21 protein-coding genes are annotated in these 16,011 nt (G+C 72.8%); 6 read left to right on the forward strand and 15 right to left on the reverse strand.

The features are described from left to right. Positions 1-39 precede the first annotated feature (39 nt). The 4 genes from WCD74_RS12680 to WCD74_RS12695 form a co-directional block, all read right to left on the reverse strand. Entirely contained in the window at positions 40-1,023 is a 984-nt protein-coding gene (locus WCD74_RS12680) for a hypothetical protein (protein ID WP_337695197.1), read from the reverse strand. A gap of 215 nt (positions 1,024-1,238) precedes the next feature. After that, positions 1,239-2,243, reverse strand: coding sequence for a ketol-acid reductoisomerase (ilvC, locus tag WCD74_RS12685; protein WP_337695198.1), 1,005 nt, complete (start codon positions 2,241-2,243; stop codon positions 1,239-1,241). Positions 2,244-2,287: 44 nt separating this feature from the next. Then, positions 2,288-2,788, reverse strand: a complete 501-nt coding sequence (ilvN, locus tag WCD74_RS12690) for an acetolactate synthase small subunit (RefSeq protein ID WP_337695199.1) — start codon at positions 2,786-2,788, stop codon at positions 2,288-2,290. Continuing rightward, positions 2,788-4,683, reverse strand: a complete 1,896-nt coding sequence (locus tag WCD74_RS12695; protein ID WP_337695200.1) for an acetolactate synthase large subunit — start codon at positions 4,681-4,683, stop codon at positions 2,788-2,790. The genes ilvN and WCD74_RS12695 overlap by 1 nt, the downstream gene beginning before the upstream one ends. Positions 4,684-4,928: 245 nt before the next feature. On the opposite strand from WCD74_RS12695, the gene WCD74_RS12700 reads away from it, so the two are divergent. From WCD74_RS12700 to WCD74_RS12715, 4 genes are all read left to right on the forward strand, one after another. Next, complete coding sequence (locus WCD74_RS12700) at positions 4,929-5,531, forward strand: PH domain-containing protein (protein ID WP_337695201.1); 603 nt, start codon at positions 4,929-4,931, stop codon at positions 5,529-5,531. 35 nt (positions 5,532-5,566) lie between these two features. Further along, the gene (gene ilvD, locus WCD74_RS12705) at positions 5,567-7,408 is read left to right on the forward strand and encodes a dihydroxy-acid dehydratase (RefSeq protein ID WP_337695202.1); all 1,842 of its coding nucleotides are present in this window, start codon (positions 5,567-5,569) and stop codon (positions 7,406-7,408) included. A gap of 102 nt (positions 7,409-7,510) precedes the next feature. Further along, positions 7,511-8,014 (forward strand): LbetaH domain-containing protein, encoded by a 504-nt coding sequence (locus WCD74_RS12710; RefSeq protein WP_337695203.1) that lies wholly within the window; start codon positions 7,511-7,513, stop codon positions 8,012-8,014. Positions 8,015-8,056: 42 nt separating this feature from the next. Further along, positions 8,057-8,554 carry an LbetaH domain-containing protein gene (locus tag WCD74_RS12715; protein ID WP_337695204.1) on the forward strand — a complete coding sequence of 166 codons (498 nt, stop codon included), beginning with the start codon at positions 8,057-8,059 and terminating at the stop codon, positions 8,552-8,554. On the opposite strand, the gene WCD74_RS12720 is transcribed toward WCD74_RS12715, so the two are convergent. After that, on the reverse strand, positions 8,555-9,211 hold the full coding sequence (locus WCD74_RS12720) for a DoxX family protein (RefSeq protein ID WP_337695205.1): 657 nt from the start codon (positions 9,209-9,211) through the stop codon (positions 8,555-8,557). Positions 9,212-9,343: 132 nt separating this feature from the next. Then, positions 9,344-10,279 carry a 2-hydroxyacid dehydrogenase gene (locus WCD74_RS12725; protein WP_337695206.1) on the reverse strand — a complete coding sequence of 312 codons (936 nt, stop codon included), beginning with the start codon at positions 10,277-10,279 and terminating at the stop codon, positions 9,344-9,346. Positions 10,280-10,347: 68 nt separating this feature from the next. Here WCD74_RS12725 and WCD74_RS12730 point away from each other — a divergent pair, with 68 nt between their 5' ends. Further along, positions 10,348-11,511: a PQQ-dependent sugar dehydrogenase gene (locus WCD74_RS12730; RefSeq protein WP_337695207.1), complete on the forward strand. Its 1,164-nt coding sequence runs from the start codon at positions 10,348-10,350 to the stop codon at positions 11,509-11,511. On the opposite strand, the gene WCD74_RS12735 is transcribed toward WCD74_RS12730, so the two are convergent. Then, positions 11,508-11,768 carry a hypothetical protein gene (locus tag WCD74_RS12735; RefSeq protein ID WP_337695208.1) on the reverse strand — a complete coding sequence of 87 codons (261 nt, stop codon included), beginning with the start codon at positions 11,766-11,768 and terminating at the stop codon, positions 11,508-11,510. The genes WCD74_RS12730 and WCD74_RS12735 overlap by 4 nt on opposite strands. 41 nt (positions 11,769-11,809) lie before the next feature. On the opposite strand from WCD74_RS12735, the gene WCD74_RS12740 reads away from it, so the two are divergent. Then, on the forward strand, positions 11,810-12,067 hold the full coding sequence (locus WCD74_RS12740; RefSeq protein WP_337695209.1) for a hypothetical protein: 258 nt from the start codon (positions 11,810-11,812) through the stop codon (positions 12,065-12,067). A 13-nt stretch (positions 12,068-12,080) separates the two neighbouring features. Here WCD74_RS12740 and WCD74_RS12745 read toward each other — a convergent pair whose 3' ends face one another. From WCD74_RS12745 to gvpJ, 8 genes are read right to left on the reverse strand one after another with little or no spacing between them, the layout of a single operon-like run. Continuing rightward, positions 12,081-12,368 carry a gas vesicle protein K gene (locus WCD74_RS12745; RefSeq protein WP_337695210.1) on the reverse strand — a complete coding sequence of 96 codons (288 nt, stop codon included), beginning with the start codon at positions 12,366-12,368 and terminating at the stop codon, positions 12,081-12,083. Further along, entirely contained in the window at positions 12,361-12,591 is a 231-nt protein-coding gene (locus WCD74_RS12750) for a gas vesicle protein (protein ID WP_337695211.1), read from the reverse strand. The genes WCD74_RS12745 and WCD74_RS12750 overlap by 8 nt, the downstream gene beginning before the upstream one ends. Continuing rightward, the gene (locus tag WCD74_RS12755; protein ID WP_337695212.1) at positions 12,588-13,334 is read right to left on the reverse strand and encodes a GvpL/GvpF family gas vesicle protein; all 747 of its coding nucleotides are present in this window, start codon (positions 13,332-13,334) and stop codon (positions 12,588-12,590) included. The genes WCD74_RS12750 and WCD74_RS12755 overlap by 4 nt, the downstream gene beginning before the upstream one ends. Then, complete coding sequence (locus WCD74_RS12760; protein WP_444876342.1) at positions 13,331-13,726, reverse strand: gas vesicle protein; 396 nt, start codon at positions 13,724-13,726, stop codon at positions 13,331-13,333. The genes WCD74_RS12755 and WCD74_RS12760 overlap by 4 nt, the downstream gene beginning before the upstream one ends. 11 nt (positions 13,727-13,737) lie before the next feature. Beyond that, the gene (locus WCD74_RS12765; protein WP_337695213.1) at positions 13,738-14,511 is read right to left on the reverse strand and encodes a gas vesicle protein GvpO; all 774 of its coding nucleotides are present in this window, start codon (positions 14,509-14,511) and stop codon (positions 13,738-13,740) included. Further along, positions 14,508-14,753, reverse strand: a complete 246-nt coding sequence (locus WCD74_RS12770) for a gas vesicle protein GvpG (RefSeq protein ID WP_337695214.1) — start codon at positions 14,751-14,753, stop codon at positions 14,508-14,510. The genes WCD74_RS12765 and WCD74_RS12770 overlap by 4 nt, the downstream gene beginning before the upstream one ends. 3 nt (positions 14,754-14,756) lie before the next feature. Next, positions 14,757-15,584, reverse strand: coding sequence for a GvpL/GvpF family gas vesicle protein (locus tag WCD74_RS12775; protein WP_337695215.1), 828 nt, complete (start codon positions 15,582-15,584; stop codon positions 14,757-14,759). Further along, positions 15,581-15,964, reverse strand: coding sequence for a gas vesicle protein GvpJ (gene gvpJ / locus WCD74_RS12780; RefSeq protein ID WP_337695216.1), 384 nt, complete (start codon positions 15,962-15,964; stop codon positions 15,581-15,583). Before gvpJ ends, WCD74_RS12775 begins: the two co-directional genes overlap by 4 nt. Positions 15,965-16,011: the final 47 nt, after the last annotated feature.

A 16,011-nucleotide genomic window follows, 5' to 3' on the forward strand; every position in this document is an offset into this window, starting at 1 on the left:
TGTCAGCAGGTCGCCACGACGATGCGGCCGCACGCAGGATCAGGCCGGGCGCGCGAGGTCCGGGACCCACAGCACCGGCGGAGTCGGCAGTTGCCGCGCGACGGCGATCGCGTCCAGGACGTCGAGCAGCAGCCCGGGCGAGTCGCCACGCATGCGACCGGGCCGCACCCCGTACACGTGCAACCCGGCCGAGCGGTAGGCCCGGTGCTGCCGTTCTGTCTCCACGACCTGGTCGGACGTCATGAAGTGCTGCTCCACCGAGTCGATCGGCAGGACCAGACCGAGTTCGGGCAGGAAGCCGTCGGCGATCCCGAGCAGCGTGCCTTCCGCGCTGATGCGGACGTTCAGCACGATGGTGTGTTCGCGCAGCTGCGGGTGACTGTTCCACCAGCGGACGAAGTCGAACTCGGACGCCGACCGGGCGCCCGCGGACACCGCCCGCAGCACGGTCCGCGGGACTGAACTGCCCTTCCTGCACCCCGCGTCCAGTTCCTCGACCAGGGCCTCGGGCAGGACGAGGCGCCGCTGCACCGGCTCGCTGAGGATGGCGGCCACGTCGGACTCGTCGGTCATGGTGCGCGCCACGTCGAGCAGGCATCGCTCGATCGGCGCGACCGGGAGGCCGTCACGGACCCGCGGCGGCGTCGGGAGCCGGCGGGTGCGCTCGATGCGCACCCTCGGAACGGCGTGGACGCGCATCTCGAACGGGATGAGCACGTGCACGGCGTCCGGGAGCTCGCCGCGCCGGAGGCGGTGCGCACGGGCGGCGTCGAGCCCGGTGAGCACGGCCCGCGCCCCGGCGTAGATCAACGCGGCACGCACGAGCTCCCGGCGCGTCGGCGTCCCGGTGCCGAGCCGAACCGTCGCCGGGGCCATCAGCGTCCACGGTCCGCCCGGTCGGCACCGTCGGTAGATCGTGCCCTCCGGGATACCGAGCTTCATCAGCTCGTGCACGTGGGCGGTGTTGTCGATCGCCACGCTCCGGATCAGCTCCGGATCGATGGCCCAGAAACCTCGTCGCATGGGGCGACTGTCCGGCGGCGGGGAGCCGCCGTGGGAAAGTCGATCGCGGGCTGTGGAGATCCACGGGGCGTATTGCCGGTCGGGACGACTCGCTGCTCCGCCTGCCACGAGCGACGATGGCGGGCGCACCAGTCGGTACGCCCGCCATCGACCGTGGCGACCTGCTGACACTCGACGTCAGCCGTGTGCCACCGCTGACATTCAGGCGGCGACCCTCAGAGGGCCTGCTTCGGGATGAACGGCATGAGGTCGCGGAGCTTCGCGCCGACCTGCTCGATCTGGTGGGCCTTGCCCTCGTCCTCGAGCTTGGTGAAGTTCGGGCGGCCGTTGTCGTCCTCGGCGATCCACTCGCGGGCGAAGGACCCGTCCTGGATCTCGGTGAGCACGCGGCGCATCTCGTCCTTGACCGCGGAGTTGATGATCCGCGGACCCCGGGTGAGGTCGCCGTACTCGGCAGTGTCCGAGCAGGAGTACCGCTGGCCGTAGATGCCCTTCTCCCACATGAGGTCCACGATCAGCTTGAGCTCGTGGAGGCACTCGAAGTAGGCGATCTCGGGCTGGTAGCCGGCCTCGACCAGCGTCTCGAACCCGGCCTGCACCAGCGCCGACGTCCCGCCGCAGAGCACGGCCTGCTCACCGAACAGGTCGGTCTCGGTCTCCTCGGTGAACGTCGTCTTGATGACGCCCGCACGCCCGCCACCGATCGCGCACGCGTACGACAGCGCCAGCGCCTCCGCCGACCCGGACGCGTCCTGCTCCACCGCGATCAGACACGGCACGCCCTTGCCGTCGACGAACTGACGGCGGACGAGGTGGCCCGGGCCCTTCGGGGCGACCATGGCGACGTCGACGTCCGACGGCGGCTTGATCAGGTCGTAGCGGATGTTGAACCCGTGCCCGAAGAAGATCGCGTCGCCGGAGTTCAGGTTCGGCGCGATGTCGTCGGCGTAGATCTGGCGCTGCTTGGTGTCCGGCGCCAGGATCATGATCAGGTCGGCCTCGGCGGCGGCCTCGGACGGCGTGACCACCCGCAGCCCCTCCTCCTCGGCCTTGGCGCGCGACTTCGAGGACTCGGGGAGCCCGATGCGCACGTCGACGCCCGAGTCGCGCAGCGACAGCGAGTGGGCGTGGCCCTGGCTGCCGTACCCGATCACGGCGACCTTGCGGCCCTGGATGATCGAGAGATCGGCATCGGCGTCGTAGAAGATCTCGACACTCATGGGAACTGCGGTTCCTTCCTGACTGACGTACTGAGAAAGACGTACTAGCGGTTCGCGGCGATCGCGCGCGGCCCGCGGGCCAGCGCGACCATCCCCGACTGGACGATCTCGCGGATGCCGTAGGGCTCGAGCATCCGCCGCAGCGCCGAGAGCTTGTCGGCGGTGCCGGTGGCCTCGACGGTGACGGCGTCGGGAGCGACGTCGACCACCTTCGCCCGGAACATCTGCGTCACCTCGAGCACCTGTGAGCGCACGGTGGCGTCGGCACGCACCTTGAGCATGACCAGTTCGCGCTGGACCGAGGTCGTCGGCTCCAGTTCGACGATCTTGATGACGTTCACCAGCTTGTTGAGCTGCTTGGTCACCTGCTCGAGGGGGAACTCGTCGACGCTCACGCAGATGGTCATCCGCGAGATGCCGGCCTCCTCGGTCGGTCCGACGGCGAGCGACTGGATGTTGTAGCCGCGCCGGGAGAACAGACCCGAGATGCGGGCCAGGACACCGGGCTTGTCCTCGACGAGGACCGACAGCGTGTGCGTGCTCATCACTGCTCCCGCTCGATGTCCGTGACGACCTCGTCCGCTCCACCCGACTCGGGGTCGTCGAACAGGGGCCGGATGTCGCGGGCCGCCATGATCTGGTCGTTGCTCGTGCCCGAGGCGATCATCGGCCACACCTGTGCGTCGGCGCCGACGGTGAAGTCGATGACGACGGGGCGGTCGGTGATCTCCATGGCCTGGTTGATCACCCGGTCGACGTCGTCCTTGGACTCGCAGCGCAGGCCCTCGCAGCCCAGCGCCTCGGCGAGCATGACGAAGTCGGGCACGCGGTGCTTGTGCGTGCCGAGCTCGGTGTTGGAGTAGCGCTCCCCGTAGAACAGGGTCTGCCACTGCCGGACCATGCCGAGGTTGCCGTTGTTGATGACGGCGACCTTGATCGGGATGCCCTCGATCGCGCAGGTGGCGAGCTCCTGGTTGGTCATCTGGAAGCAGCCGTCGCCGTCGATGCACCAGACGGTGGTGTCGGGCTGACCGACCTTCGCACCCATCGCCGCGGGCACGCCGTAGCCCATCGTCCCGGCGCCGCCGGAGTTCAGCCAGGTGCGCGGGTTCTCGTAGCGGACGAACTGCGCGGCCCACATCTGGTGCTGGCCGACGCCGGCCGCGTAGATCGCCTCCGGCCCGGCGATCGCCCCGATGCGCTCGATGACGTACTCCGGGGAGAGCGTGCCGTCGGCCGGGTCGTCGTAGCCCAGCGGGAACGTCTCCCGCCAGGAGTTGAGCTGGTTCCACCAGGCCGTGAGGTCCGGGGAGCCGTCCTGCCCGCGCAGCGCGGCGGTCAGCTCGCCGATCACCTCGCGGGCGTCGCCGACGATCGGCACGTCGGCGACCCGGTTCTTGCCGATCTCGGCCGGGTCGATGTCGGCGTGCACGATCTTCGCGCCCGGCGCGAACGTCGAGAGATCGCCGGTCACGCGGTCGTCGAAGCGTGCGCCGAGGGCGACGAGGAGGTCCGCCTTCTGCATGGCCGCGACCGCCGCCACGGTGCCGTGCATGCCCGGCATGCCGAGGTTCTGCGGGTGCGAGTCGGGGAAGGCACCGCGCGCCATCAGGGTCGTGACGACGGGTGCGCCGGTCTCGCGGGCGAGCTCCATCAGCTCCGCGGACGCCTCGGCCTTGATGACGCCGCCACCGACGTAGAGGACCGGGCGCTCCGCCGCGGCGATCAGCCGGGCGGCCTCGCGGATCTGCTTGCCGTGCGGCTTCGTCGTCGGACGGTAGCCGGGCAGGGCCATGTCGACCGGCCACGAGAACGTGGTCTGGGCCTGCAGGACGTCCTTCGGGAGGTCGACCAGCACCGGGCCGGGACGGCCGGTCGAGGCGATGTGGAAGGCCTCGGTGATCGCCCGCGGGATGTCGGCCGGGTCGGTCACCAGCATGTTGTGCTTGGTGATCGGCAGCGTGATGCCGCAGATGTCGGCTTCCTGGAAGGCGTCCGTGCCGATCAGCTTGCGGCCGACCTGGCCCGTGATCGCCACGATCGGCACCGAGTCCAGCATCGCGTCGGCCAGCGGCGTCACTAGGTTGGTGGCCCCGGGACCCGACGTCGCCATGCAGACCCCGACGCGACCGGTCGCCTGCGCGTACCCCGTGGCCGCGTGCCCGGCGCCCTGCTCGTGGCGCACCAGGATGTGGCGCACCAGCGTGGAGTCGTAGAGCGGGTCGTACGCCGGGAGGACGGCGCCGCCGGGAATCCCGAAGACGACCTCGCAGCCCACGGCCTCGAGGGCGCGCACGAGGGACTGCGCCCCGGTCGCGGGGGTCGGCTCGACGCGGGACGGACGGGCCGCGCGGGCCGACGGGGTCGCCTGGCTCGCCGTGTCCTGCTGCTCGCTCGGCGCGCCGGTGCGCGGCGCCGGGCGCGGTCTGGCGGTGGTCATCGGTGATCAGCCTCTGTGGGTGGTCGGACTCCGGACACGAAAAAGCCCTCGCCGCCGAGGGGCGGAGAGGGCAGGCGCGTCAGGTTCTCTATGCGGCGAGCACGACGCTCGTCAGACGCTGACGCGCCCGGCGAGTACGAGAATTCGCTGCATGGCGCAGACGGTAGCACGCGCCCGCCGGGGGTCGGGACCGCCTCCTCGATCACACCCGGCCGCTGTCGGACCCTCCTGGCACCATCGCGGACGTGGCTGACGTGTCCGACGAGAAGCAGGCCCCGGTGTCCGCGCCGCCGGCTCCGGCGACCTTCCGCGCGGTGCCCACGGTCGCCCTCGTGGCCGCCGCCTTCCTCGCGCTGTGCCTCTCGCCGATCGCGTTCCAGGGCGGGGCGTGGTTCCTGCTGTTCGCGATCCCGCTGGCCCTGGCGGTGTGGATCGTGCGCTCCCGCACCCGCGTCGACACCGAGGGGCTGCACGTCCACGGGGTCCTGGGGCGCCGGACGGTCCGGTGGTCGGAGGTGTCGACGCTGCGCCTGCCCGGCAAGGGCTGGGTGCGGGCGGTGCCCACCGAGGGCGCCGAGCTCGAGCTGCGCGGCGTGCGGGTCCGCGATCTCGGCCGGGTCGGCGAGGCCAGCGGCGGCCGCATCTCCGCGCCCACCCCCGCCGAGGCCGAGGCCGCCGCCGAGCACGCCCGGGAGCTGGAGGCCGCCCGCATGCGGATCGCGAGACTGCGCGAGAAGCAGGAGGAGCAGGCCGAGGAACCGACCGACGAGCCGGCACAGGAGCAGGCGGACGAGCAGGCACAGGAGCCGGAAGCCGACCAGCCGGGCGGCCCGGCGCCCCGGGCGTAGCCTCCGGGGGACCCCACCCCGACCTGGAGGACCCCGTGCCGCCGCTCCGTTCCCGCGTCACCACCCAGGGTCGCAACGCCGCCGGCGCCCGCGCCCTGTGGCGGGCCACCGGCATGACCGACGACGACTTCGGCAAGCCGCTGATCGCGATCGCGAACTCCTACACCCAGTTCGTGCCCGGGCACGTGCACCTCAAGGAGATGGGCGAGCTCGTCGCGGGAGCGGTGCGCGAGGCGGGCGGGATCGCGCGCGAGTTCCACACCATCGCCGTCGACGACGGCATCGCCATGGGGCACGGCGGGATGCTGCACTCGCTGCCCAGCCGCGAGGTCATCGCCGACGGCGTCGAGCACATGGTCCAGGGCCACGCGGTCGACGCGCTGGTCTGCATCTCGAACTGCGACAAGATCACGCCGGGCATGCTCAACGCCGCGATGCGGCTGAACATCCCGACCGTCTTCGTCTCCGGCGGGCCGATGGAGGCAGGCAAGGCGGTCGTCGTCGGGGGCGTCGCGCAGGCCCCGACCGACCTCATCACCGCCATCTCGGCCAGCGCCAGCAGCGAGGTCACCGACGAGGGTCTCACCGAGGTCGAGCGCTCGGCCTGCCCGACGTGCGGCTCCTGCTCGGGCATGTTCACCGCGAACTCGATGAACTGCCTGACCGAGGCCCTCGGGCTGAGCCTCCCCGGCAACGGCTCCACGCTCGCCACGCACGCCGCCCGCCGGGACCTCTTCCTGACGGCGGGTCGCACGGTCGTCGAGCTCGCGCGCCGGTTCTACGAGCACGACGACGAGTCGGTCCTGCCGCGGAACGTCGCGAACAAGCACGCGTTCGAGAACGCGATGGCGCTCGACGTCGCGATGGGCGGCTCGACCAACACGGTCCTGCACATCCTCGCCGCCGCCCACGAGGCCGGCCTGGACTTCACCCTCGCCGACATCGACGCCGTCAGCCGTCGCGTGCCGTGCGTCTCCAAGGTCGCCCCGAACTCGAGCTTCCACATGGAGGACGTGCACCGCGCCGGCGGCATCCCCGCGATCCTCGGCGAGCTCGACCGGGGCGGGATGCTCCACCGGGACGTCCACGCGGTGCACGCCGACTCGCTCGAGACGTGGCTCGCCCGCTGGGACGTCCGCGGGGCGCAGCCCGCCCAGGAGGCCGTCGAGCTGTTCCACGCCGCGCCCGGCGGCGTCCGCACCGTCGAGCCGTTCTCGACGACGAACCGCTGGTCCTCGTTGGACACCGACGCCGCGGGCGGCTGCATCCGCGACGTCGCCCACGCCTTCTCCGCCGACGGCGGGCTCGCGGTGCTCACCGGCAACCTCTCCACCGAGGGCGCCGTGATCAAGAGCGCCGGACTCCCCGAGGACGGGCGGCACTTCCAGGGCCCGGCGCGCGTCGTCGACTCCCAGGAGGAGGCCGTCTCGATCATCCTCGCCCGGGAGGTGCAGCCGGGCGACGTCGTCGTCGTGCGCTACGAGGGCCCGGCCGGCGGCCCGGGGATGCAGGAGATGCTGCACCCCACGGCCTTCCTCAAGGGCGCGGGCCTCGGCGCGGTCTGCGCGCTGATCACCGACGGCCGCTTCTCCGGCGGGTCGTCGGGCATCAGCGTCGGGCACATCTCCCCCGAGGCCGCCGCCGGCGGCACGATCGCGCTGATCGAGCAGGGCGACCAGATCCTCATCGACGTCGACACGCGGCGGATCGAGCTGCTCGTCGACGACGACGTCCTCGCCGAGCGCCGCGCGAAGATGGACGCGTCGGAGCGGCCGTGGCAGCCGCGCACCGACCGCGGCCGGAACCTCACCTCGGCGCTGCGGGCGTACGCGAAGCTCGTGACGTCGGGGGCGACCGGCGCGGTCCGCGACCTCTGACCCTCCCCGACAACGGGCCGCGCGGCCCGTCGTCGGGAAAGAGTGTCCACGGTCGGGTGGTCCGACTGTCGCCGGCGACGATCAATGGCGCACGATTCGATCGTGTCCCTCGTGCCGCTCCTCGTCCGGGCCCGCCGCAGCCGCCTCGCGCCGGTGCGCCGGGTCGCCCTGGAGCTCCTCGCCCTCTACGGGATCGACTGGCCGGGCACGGTCGAGGTGGGCCCCGGACTCCGCCTGCGGCACCGGGCGCTCGGCACCGTGGTCCACCCGCACGTGCGCCTCGGCGCCGACGTCACCGTGTTCCACCGCGTCACCCTGGGCCAGCGGACTCCCTGGGAGCCGCAGGCCGCGGACCACCGGCCGCGCGTGATCGTCGAGGACGGGGCGGTGCTGTGCGCCGGGGCCGTGGTGCTCGGGAGCCCGGGCCGCCCGACCGTCGTCGGACGCGACACCGTGGTGGGCGCCAACGCCGTCCTGACCCGGTCCACCGGCGTTGGGGAGATCTGGGCGGGCAACCCCGCCCGGCGGATCGGTCGCCGGGACGAGGCCACGACCGGGTCACCGCCCGGCCGCGATCGGACCGGGGCGCCCGTCCCGATCGGGTGATCCACCCGACGTCGGGTGCACGGTGATCGCAGGATCCCCCGCATGTCCGTCGTCCACCGTCTGATCCGCGCCCGACGCAGCCGCTCGCGGCTGATCCGTCGGGCCGCGCTGGAACTGCTCGCGCTCTACGGCATCGACTGGCACCACTCCATCCAGGTCGGGCCGAACCTGTCGCTGCAGCACCGGGCGATCGGGACGATGGTGCACCCGCACACACGGATCGGCGCCGACGTCACGCTCTACCAGGGCGTGATGCTGGGGCGGGACGTGCCGTGGCTACACCAGCACGACGAGCGCCCGTGCGTGATCGTCGAGGACGGCGCGGTGATCTGCACCGGAGCGGTCGTCGCGGGCAGCCCGGACCGGCCGGTCGTCGTCGGGCGGGACACCGTCGTCGGGGCGAACGCGGTCCTCACCCGCTCGACCGGCGTCGGCGAGGTGTGGGCCGGCAACCCGGCCCGCTGCGTCGCCCGGCGCGACGAGGTCGAGGCCCGGGCGCTGAGCGTCGTCGTCGATCCCCCGCGCACCGCGCGGGCCTGATCAGGCGCGCATCGCGAGCAGCACGGTCAGGGCCGTCCCGACGCCGATGATCGCGCACGCGATCCCGACCGGGGTCTGCGCGCGGTACCAGGGACGCTCGGCGTCGCCGCTGATCCGGCCGGGCCCGGCGAGGACGACGACGGCGGCCAGGGCCGCCCCGAACAGCGGCGCCTCGACCGGTCCGACGGTGCCGGAGATCCACGCGGTTGGCACGGTGACGACGACCGCGACCAGCGCGATCGCGAGCAGCGCCGAGGCCGCGAACGAGGCAAACATCCCGAGCGCCACGAGCAGCCCGGCGACGAGCTGGGCCCAGCCGAGGGCGGTCGCGAGCTCGGCGGGCGGCGCGAAGCCGAGCCCGGCGAGCAGGGTCTGTGTGTGGGCGGTGCCGTCGCCATGACCGCGGGGCAGGTCGAACAGCGTCCGCGCGCCTCCGAGCACCGCGGTGATCCCGAGGACGACCCGCGCGACCAGCAGCCCGACCTCGGTGCCCCACGGACGGACCGCGAGCACCGTCGTCGTCGGCACCGGCTCGTCGACCGTGGACGCGCCCCGCTCCTCGCGCCACGGGAACACCGCGGTGTCGCTCGGGGCGCCCTCGAAGCCGAGGAAGGCCACGTCGCCGCCTTCGACCCGGTCCCGCCGCCACAGACTCACGACGGAGCAGCCTAGGTCGGCCCGTTCGGGTGATCGTGGCGCCGCGCGGAGGGTGCCGCGAGATCCGCGCGGCCGACGCTGGGACAGCGCGAGGCACGAGCGCTGTCGTAGCGAACGGCTCGTCGCGAAAACTCAGTACTGGCCCACGACGAGGTTCGGCGGGTCCTCCCCCGCCACGACCGCCTCGATCTGCGGCACGACCACCCGGTAGGCCCGGTCGAGGTGGCCCGGGACGCTGCCGCCGACGTGCGGGGTGATCAGGAGGTTCGGCGCGCGCCAGAGCGGGTGGTCGGCCGGGAGCGGCTCCGGATCGGTGACGTCGACGGCGGCGCGCAGCCGCTGCGCGGTCAGCTCCGCGAGCAGGGCGTCGGTGTCGACGACGGGCCCGCGGGCGGCGTTGACGAGCAGGGCGCCGTCGGGCATCGCGGCGAGGAAGTCGGCGTCGACCAGCCCGCGCGTGGCGTCGGTGAGCGGGACGAGGAGCACCGTGATGTCGAACCGCCCGAGCAGGTCGGGGAGCTCGTCGACGCCGTGCACACCCTCACGCGCCCGGGTGCCGACCAGGGCGACCGGCCCGACGTCGAAGGGCTCCAGACGACGGCGGGTCTGCTCGGCGAGGTCGCCGGCGCCGACCAGCAGCACGCTCTTGCCGGTGAGCGTGTCGGTGAGGTGCTGGTCCCAGTGCGCCGCCACCTGGTGCCGCACGAACTCCGGGATCTCGCGCAGCACCGCGAGGATCGACGCGAGCACCCACTCGGCGGTGACCCCGCCGTGCGCGCCGCGGCAGTCCGAGAGCGCCACGCCGTCGGGCAGGTACCCGACGAACTTCTCCGCGCCCGCCGAGAGCAGCTGCACCAGGCGCACCCGCGGGCACGCCGCGATCAGCTCCCGCGCAGCGTCCTGGCCCAGGAACCCGGGCACGAACACCTGCGCGTCGGCCGCCTCGGGCGGGAGTCCCTCGACGCCAGCGGACTCGTCGTAGCGGACCGCCCGCACGCCGTCGACGCGGGCGAGCTCGCGTTCCCCCACCTCGTCGGGCACCAGCACGGTCAGCGTGTCCTCGCTCATCGGCTCGGAAGGCTAGACCCCCACGGGTCTCACGGTGGGTTCAGCCGGGCCCGCCTAGGGTGGCGGCGATGTCCCCGCGTCCCGTCGCGCGCGCCCTCGGGCTGGCCGCCGTCCTGCTCGCCCTCGTCGCGGGCTGCGCGCGCTTCCCGGACGCGTCCGACGAGCCGTGGCGCGACAAGCCCGAGATCGGCGCGGAGCGGGCCCCGCAACCGCAGTCACCGTCGCCGTCCGAGCCGCAGGCCCCGTCCGCCCCGCCCGGGGGTGCCGCCGCGCCGCCCGGGGAGTGCGTGGACCCCGACCCGCAGGTGGTCGCCACCTGCCTCGCACCGGTGTCCGCGGTGGTGACCCTGCCCGGCGGGCAGGCGGCCCTGGTCGCGGAGCGCACCACCGGCCGCATCCTGCGGGTCGCCCCGCAGACCGCGCCGGAGGTCGTCGCGACCGTCGCGGTCGACGCCGCGGGCGACGGCGGGCTCACGGGGCTCGTGCTGTCCCCCTCCTACGCCGAGGACCAGCTGCTCTACGCCTACGCGACCACCCCGGCCGGCAACGCGGTCCTCCGGATCGCCCCCGGCGACGTGCCCAAGCCCGTCCTGTCCGGCATCCCGAGCGGGTCCGTGGACAACCGCGGGGCGATCGGGGTGGAGCCGTCGGGGACCCTGCTGGTCGCCACCGGGGACGCGGGGACGACGCCGACGGCGACCTCCCTGGCGGGCAAGCTGCTGCGCATCGACCCGTTCGGCCGGCCCGCCCCCGGCAACCCCGACCCGGCGTCGCCGATCATCGGCTCCGGGCTGCGCTCGCCCGGGGACGCCTGCGCCGACCCGACGTCGAACACGACGTGGGTCACCGACCGCGCGGGCGCCCGGGACGTGCTGCTCGGCATCCGCCCCGGGGCCCCCGCGGGCACCGCGGCGGCCGCTGCCCCGGCCTGGACGTGGCCGGACCGCCCCGGCGTCTCCGGGTGCGCCGCCGGCGGCGGGACGCTGCTGGTCGGGCTGTCCGACGCCCGCGGGCTGTTCGTGCTGAAGCCGACGGCCGAGGGTCGCTTCGTCGGCCCGCCGGAGACCGTCCTGCAGAACACCTACGGCCGGATCTCCGGGGCCGACCTCGCCTCCGACGGCTTCGTGTGGTTCGGCACCGTGAACAAGGACCCGGGGGGCGCACCGGGCGCCACCGACGACCGGGTCGTCCGGATCCGCCCGCCGTCGGGCGGGGGTTCCGGGCCCGACTAGCGCGGCTTGGCCGCCGCCTGGGTCACGTAGCGCTCCACCGCGTCGCGGGCCTCGTAGACCGTCCGCGCGGAGCCGTACCGGTTGGAGTCCAGCGTGGAGTGCGTCCAGCCGCCCGGCGGCACCCGGGTGCCGAGGGTCAGGTAGCCGATCTGGCGGTCCCAGAGGATTTCCGACTCGAATCCGCGCGGATCGTCCCAGCGCCACGAGTAGCCGTGGTCCTCGGACGACTCGAAGACCTCGATCCCGTCGATCTCCATGATTTCTTCCTCCCCGTCGAAGTGAATCGTAGAATCGTCGTGTGACCGTCTACGTGTCTCTCCCGCAGATTCCGCTGACCCTCAAGTTCGAGGAGTCGATGAACGAGGTCGCGGCGCACCTGCAGGAGCTCCTCGAGGGCGCGAAGGTGCACCGCTACCACCTCGACAACGGAGCGATGGTGCTGGTCAACTGGGGTGTCATGGAGGCGATCACGCTCAACGAGGGCCCCCGGACCCTGGAGCTCGACGAGCTCAACCGGGGCCTGCGCACCTCGGTGCAGGCCATCGCGGACGACTGAGCTCCCGGGCATCTCAGCGGTCCCGGGGCAGCAGGGATCCCAGCGGACCGAGATCGAGGTTCAGGTCCGCCGGGGTCAGCCCGAACTGCTCGGTCAATTCGTCCATGGCATCCGAGAGGTGCATCAGCGCGGTCCCGAGGTCCTCTTCCTGTTCCTCGGTGAGGTCCTCGTTCTCCACCCGCCGGATCGCCTGGCGTTCCATGAGCTGGCGGAGCAGCTCGATGATCGTCAGGACGAGCTTCATGAGGTCGCGCCGCACCGCGTCCTTGTCGATCTCGATGCGGTTGGGGTCGTCAGCCATCGCCCACCCGCTCCGACGGCACGGCGAGGGGCACGGTTGGCTCGGCCGGCGAGATCGACGTGATCAGCGCCCGCAGCGACACGCGGACGAGGTCGACGCCCGCGAGGGAGATCGTCAGGTCCCCGGTGAGCACCACCCCACCCGCGAGCAGCCGGTCGAGCAGGTCGACCAGCGCCACCTCGCGGTCGCCGAACAGCGACGTCTCCCGGTGCTCGACGGTCATGCCCCACCCCCGGCGAAGGAGTAGGGCACCCACGGGCCGGTGAGCTCCAGGTCCAGTCGCGTGCCCTCGGCGAGCCGGTCGACCAGGGCCCGGAGGTCCTCCGCCGACGCCCGGTCGACGAGGTAGGCGCCGTTGAGCACCATGCGCTCGGTGCGACCGGTGAGCGACCGGTCCTGGGGCGGGTGGCGCCGCGACTCGATCGCGATCGCGGCCAGGGCGGCATCGACCTCGTCGGCGGCCCGTTCGGCCTCGGTGACGGCCGCGTCGCCCTCGCGCAGCGCCGTGCGTCGGGCCCGCAGGTACGCCGCCCCCGAGGCGGGCCGCTCCGCAGCGGACCCCGACCCGCCCGATGCACCCGACGGACGCATGTACGCCTTGACGCCCCACTCGTCGCGCCCGGTGATCCGGTCCAGCACCGCGGTGAAGCCCTCCCGGCTCTCGCGCAGCACCGAGCGCACCCGGTCGTCGTCGAGGTAGACCGTGGCGAGCGCGAGCGGGGCGATCGCGTGCTCCCGCCCGACCGCCTCGACCACGCCGTGGTGGGCCCGCGCGACCGCGGCCAGCCAGGTGAGGTCCTCCTGCTGGGCGTCGAGGTCCTCGAAGGCCTCCCGCTCGACGTCCGAGACCACCGCCTGCAGTCCTGCCTCGGCCACCAGCCGCAGCTCCCCGCCGCCGACCCCGCCCGACCCGACGTCGGGAAGGGTCCCGAGGTCGCGACCGACCGCGTAGAGGTAGGTGATCATGCCTCCTCCTCCTGCGCGGCGGGCCGCCTGCGGCGTCGGGCGGGCGCCCGGGTGCTCTGGGCCTCCTCGAGGGCCGCGATCCGCTCCCGCAGCCGCTCGTTCTCCTCCTCCAGCTCACCGCGGCCGGAGGAGAGCGTCGGGTCGCGCTCCCACCAGTCGATCCCCATCTCCTTCGCCCGGTCCACGGACGCGACGACGAGACGGAGCTTGATCGTCAACAGCTCGATGTCGAGCAGGTTGATCTGGATGTCCCCGGCGATGACGATGCCCTTGTCGAGCACCCGCTCCAGGATGTCCGCGAGGTCGGTGCCTCCCGGCTGCCGCACGGTCTCCGGGCCCTGACGGCCGTTGGCCGCGGGCATCGAGCCCGTCCACCGGACCGGCTCGTTCATGGGGCCTCCTCTCAGTCGTCGCCGCGTCCGCGGGTGTACCGGGACACCCGCTTGTAGCCGACGAGCTCGCCGTCGGCGTCCATCTCGACCTCGTAGATCGCGAGCAGGTCCGTCGAGTCCGGGATGCGCTTGCTCTCCACGACCTCGAGGCCGACGGTCCACCCGTCCTCGTCCCGCCGCACGGACGTGACGCTCTCCGACTCCTTGCCGGTCATCTCCATGACCTGCTCGGCCGCCCACCGGGCGACCACGCGCGTCGGGACCTTCTTCGGACGACGGGGCTCCGACTCCGGCTCGGGTTCGGGCTCCGGTTCGGGCTCCGGCTCGGGTTCGTGCTCGGGTTCGTCGTCCAGGTCCTCGTCCTCGAGGTCCTCGTCCTCGTCCTCGTCCTTGTCCTCGTCCTCGACGTCGTCCAGGTCCTCGTCGTCCTCGTCGAGGTCGTCCTCGTCGAGGTCGTCCTCCTCGTCGAGGTCGTCCTCGACCTCGTCCTCGGGCTCCGGGTCGGCCTTCCTCGACCGTTCCCGACGGCGGGGTCGCTCCTGATCGGTGGGAGCCTCGACGTCGACCTCCGCCTCGACCTCCGCGTCGACCTCCGCCTCGGCGGCGGCCCGCCGACGGCGGGGCCGTTCCTGGTCCGTCGGGGCGTCCGCCTCGACCTCGACCTCCACCGCGGCCCGACGACGGCGACGGGGCCGCTCGTCGTCGGCCGAGGTCCCCGACCGCCGCCGGCGGCGGCGGTCGGACTCCTCGAGCGGGTTGCGGCGGGAGCGTTGCGTGCCGCTCACGGACCACCCGCTCCGGGCTCGCGACCCGTCAGCCGGGCCAGCAGGACGTCCTGCTGGGCGTCGCGCTCGGACTCGGTGATCTCGCCGCGCTCGAAGGCGTTGTCGAGGTCGTCGATCTGCGCGCGGATGACCGCCGGATCGTGGAGCCGGTGGTCCACCTGCTCCTCGATCCGCTCGGCCACCCACACCACGCCACGCACCGGGGCCAGCGGCAGCAGGAGGAGTTCGGTGAAGAGCCCCACGGCTCAGCCCCCGTCCCCGCCGTGCTGCGCTTCCCCGTCGGGCACGTCGTACTCCGGCAGGAAGTCGAAGCACGCCGTCGGGCCGAACAGGCGCAGTTCGACCCGTCCCGCCCACTCGTCGCCGAGGTCGTCCACGGCCCGTTCGAAGTCCGTGCGGTGGTCCCGGCGCACCAGGAACGCGACGTGCACCGCACCGGTCTCGCCACTGACCTCCTTAACGACGGTCGCCACCGCGAAGCGGGCGAGGGCGTCCACGGTCGCCTGCGCGTCGGACTCCCGAATGGCGTCCATGGCCTGCGAGACCGCCTCGCCGAGCTTGACGCGGTCGTAGTAGGAACTGTCCTCGTCCATCCCGCTGATCCGCTCGCGCAGATCCCGGATCGACGGGTTCTCCTCGACGATGCGGGTCAGCACGACGTCCTGGTCGTAGTCGCCGCGCAGGGAGAACTGCACGAGCTCGGCCATGTCGTCGAGTGCCCGGGCGAAGTAGTCCCGGTGCGGGTCGAGCAGTTCCTCGCGCACCGCGTCGTCATCGGTGAGCACCGCCCCGAACCGCATCGGCAGCACCGGCAGGTCGGTGGCGATCGCGTTCAGCACCCGCTCGTGAGCGAGCAGGTGCTGCCGGGTGCCCAGCGGGCGGTCGACCGCGACGTCACTGATGACGGCGGCGATCGGGCCCGAGCTGACCAGCCCCAGGCCCGACTCCCCGCTGCCGCTGCCGGTGTCGATCCCCTCCAGGCCGTCCGGGATGCGCTTCCCCGACCGGAGGATCCCATAGACGTACGAGCCGATGCGCTCCTCACCGGAGTCCTGCTCCGGCGCCTCGCTCACTGCTCCTGCTTTCGGCTCGAACGGCGCTCCTCGCGGAGCTCGTCCCACTTCTCCTTGCCGGCGTCCAGGACGCCCTTCGTCTTGCCCTTGGCGCCACCCTGCATGGTGTTCTCGGTCATGCTGCCCATGAACTCGCCGAGGTCCTTGCCGCCCTTGGCGTGCAGGTCCAGGCGGTTGGTCGCCTCGGCGAACCGCAGGTAGGTGTCGACGCTCGCGACCACGATGCGGGCGTCGATGGTGATGAGCTCGATCCCGACGAGCGAGACCTTGACGAAGGCGTCGATCACCAGGCCCTTGTCCAGGATGAGATCCAGGACCTCGGCCAGGCCTCCCTGGGGGGCCTTCTGCACCCCACCGCCCTGACGTTGGCTGACGGTCACGTTGCCTCCTTGCACCAACTGGTCCGTGACCCGGGCGCGCTGCTGCA

It is taken from the genome of Actinomycetospora aurantiaca, from assembly GCF_037401875.1.
Taxonomy (GTDB): Bacteria; Actinomycetota; Actinomycetes; order Mycobacteriales; family Pseudonocardiaceae; genus Actinomycetospora; species Actinomycetospora aurantiaca.

What these genes read in the sequence shown, in the direction of transcription:
- WCD74_RS12695 (WP_337695200.1), bottom strand. Translation starts at nt 4,683, where the DNA reads ATGACCACCGCCAGACCGCGCCCGGCGCCGCGCACCGGCGCGCCGAGC.
- WCD74_RS12750 (WP_337695211.1), bottom strand. Translation starts at nt 12,591, where the DNA reads ATGACCGTCGAGCACCGGGAGACGTCGCTGTTCGGCGACCGCGAGGTG.
- WCD74_RS12755 (WP_337695212.1), bottom strand. Translation starts at nt 13,334, where the DNA reads ATGATCACCTACCTCTACGCGGTCGGTCGCGACCTCGGGACCCTTCCC.
- WCD74_RS12715 (WP_337695204.1), top strand. Translation starts at nt 8,057, where the DNA reads ATGTCCGTCGTCCACCGTCTGATCCGCGCCCGACGCAGCCGCTCGCGG.
- WCD74_RS12730 (WP_337695207.1), top strand. Translation starts at nt 10,348, where the DNA reads ATGTCCCCGCGTCCCGTCGCGCGCGCCCTCGGGCTGGCCGCCGTCCTG.
- ilvC (WP_337695198.1), bottom strand. Translation starts at nt 2,243, where the DNA reads ATGAGTGTCGAGATCTTCTACGACGCCGATGCCGATCTCTCGATCATC.
- WCD74_RS12725 (WP_337695206.1), bottom strand. Translation starts at nt 10,279, where the DNA reads ATGAGCGAGGACACGCTGACCGTGCTGGTGCCCGACGAGGTGGGGGAA.
- WCD74_RS12680 (WP_337695197.1), bottom strand. Translation starts at nt 1,023, where the DNA reads ATGCGACGAGGTTTCTGGGCCATCGATCCGGAGCTGATCCGGAGCGTG.
- ilvN (WP_337695199.1), bottom strand. Translation starts at nt 2,788, where the DNA reads ATGAGCACGCACACGCTGTCGGTCCTCGTCGAGGACAAGCCCGGTGTC.
- WCD74_RS12735 (WP_337695208.1), bottom strand. Translation starts at nt 11,768, where the DNA reads ATGGAGATCGACGGGATCGAGGTCTTCGAGTCGTCCGAGGACCACGGC.
- WCD74_RS12760 (WP_444876342.1), bottom strand. Translation starts at nt 13,726, where the DNA reads ATGAACGAGCCGGTCCGGTGGACGGGCTCGATGCCCGCGGCCAACGGC.
- WCD74_RS12745 (WP_337695210.1), bottom strand. Translation starts at nt 12,368, where the DNA reads ATGGCTGACGACCCCAACCGCATCGAGATCGACAAGGACGCGGTGCGG.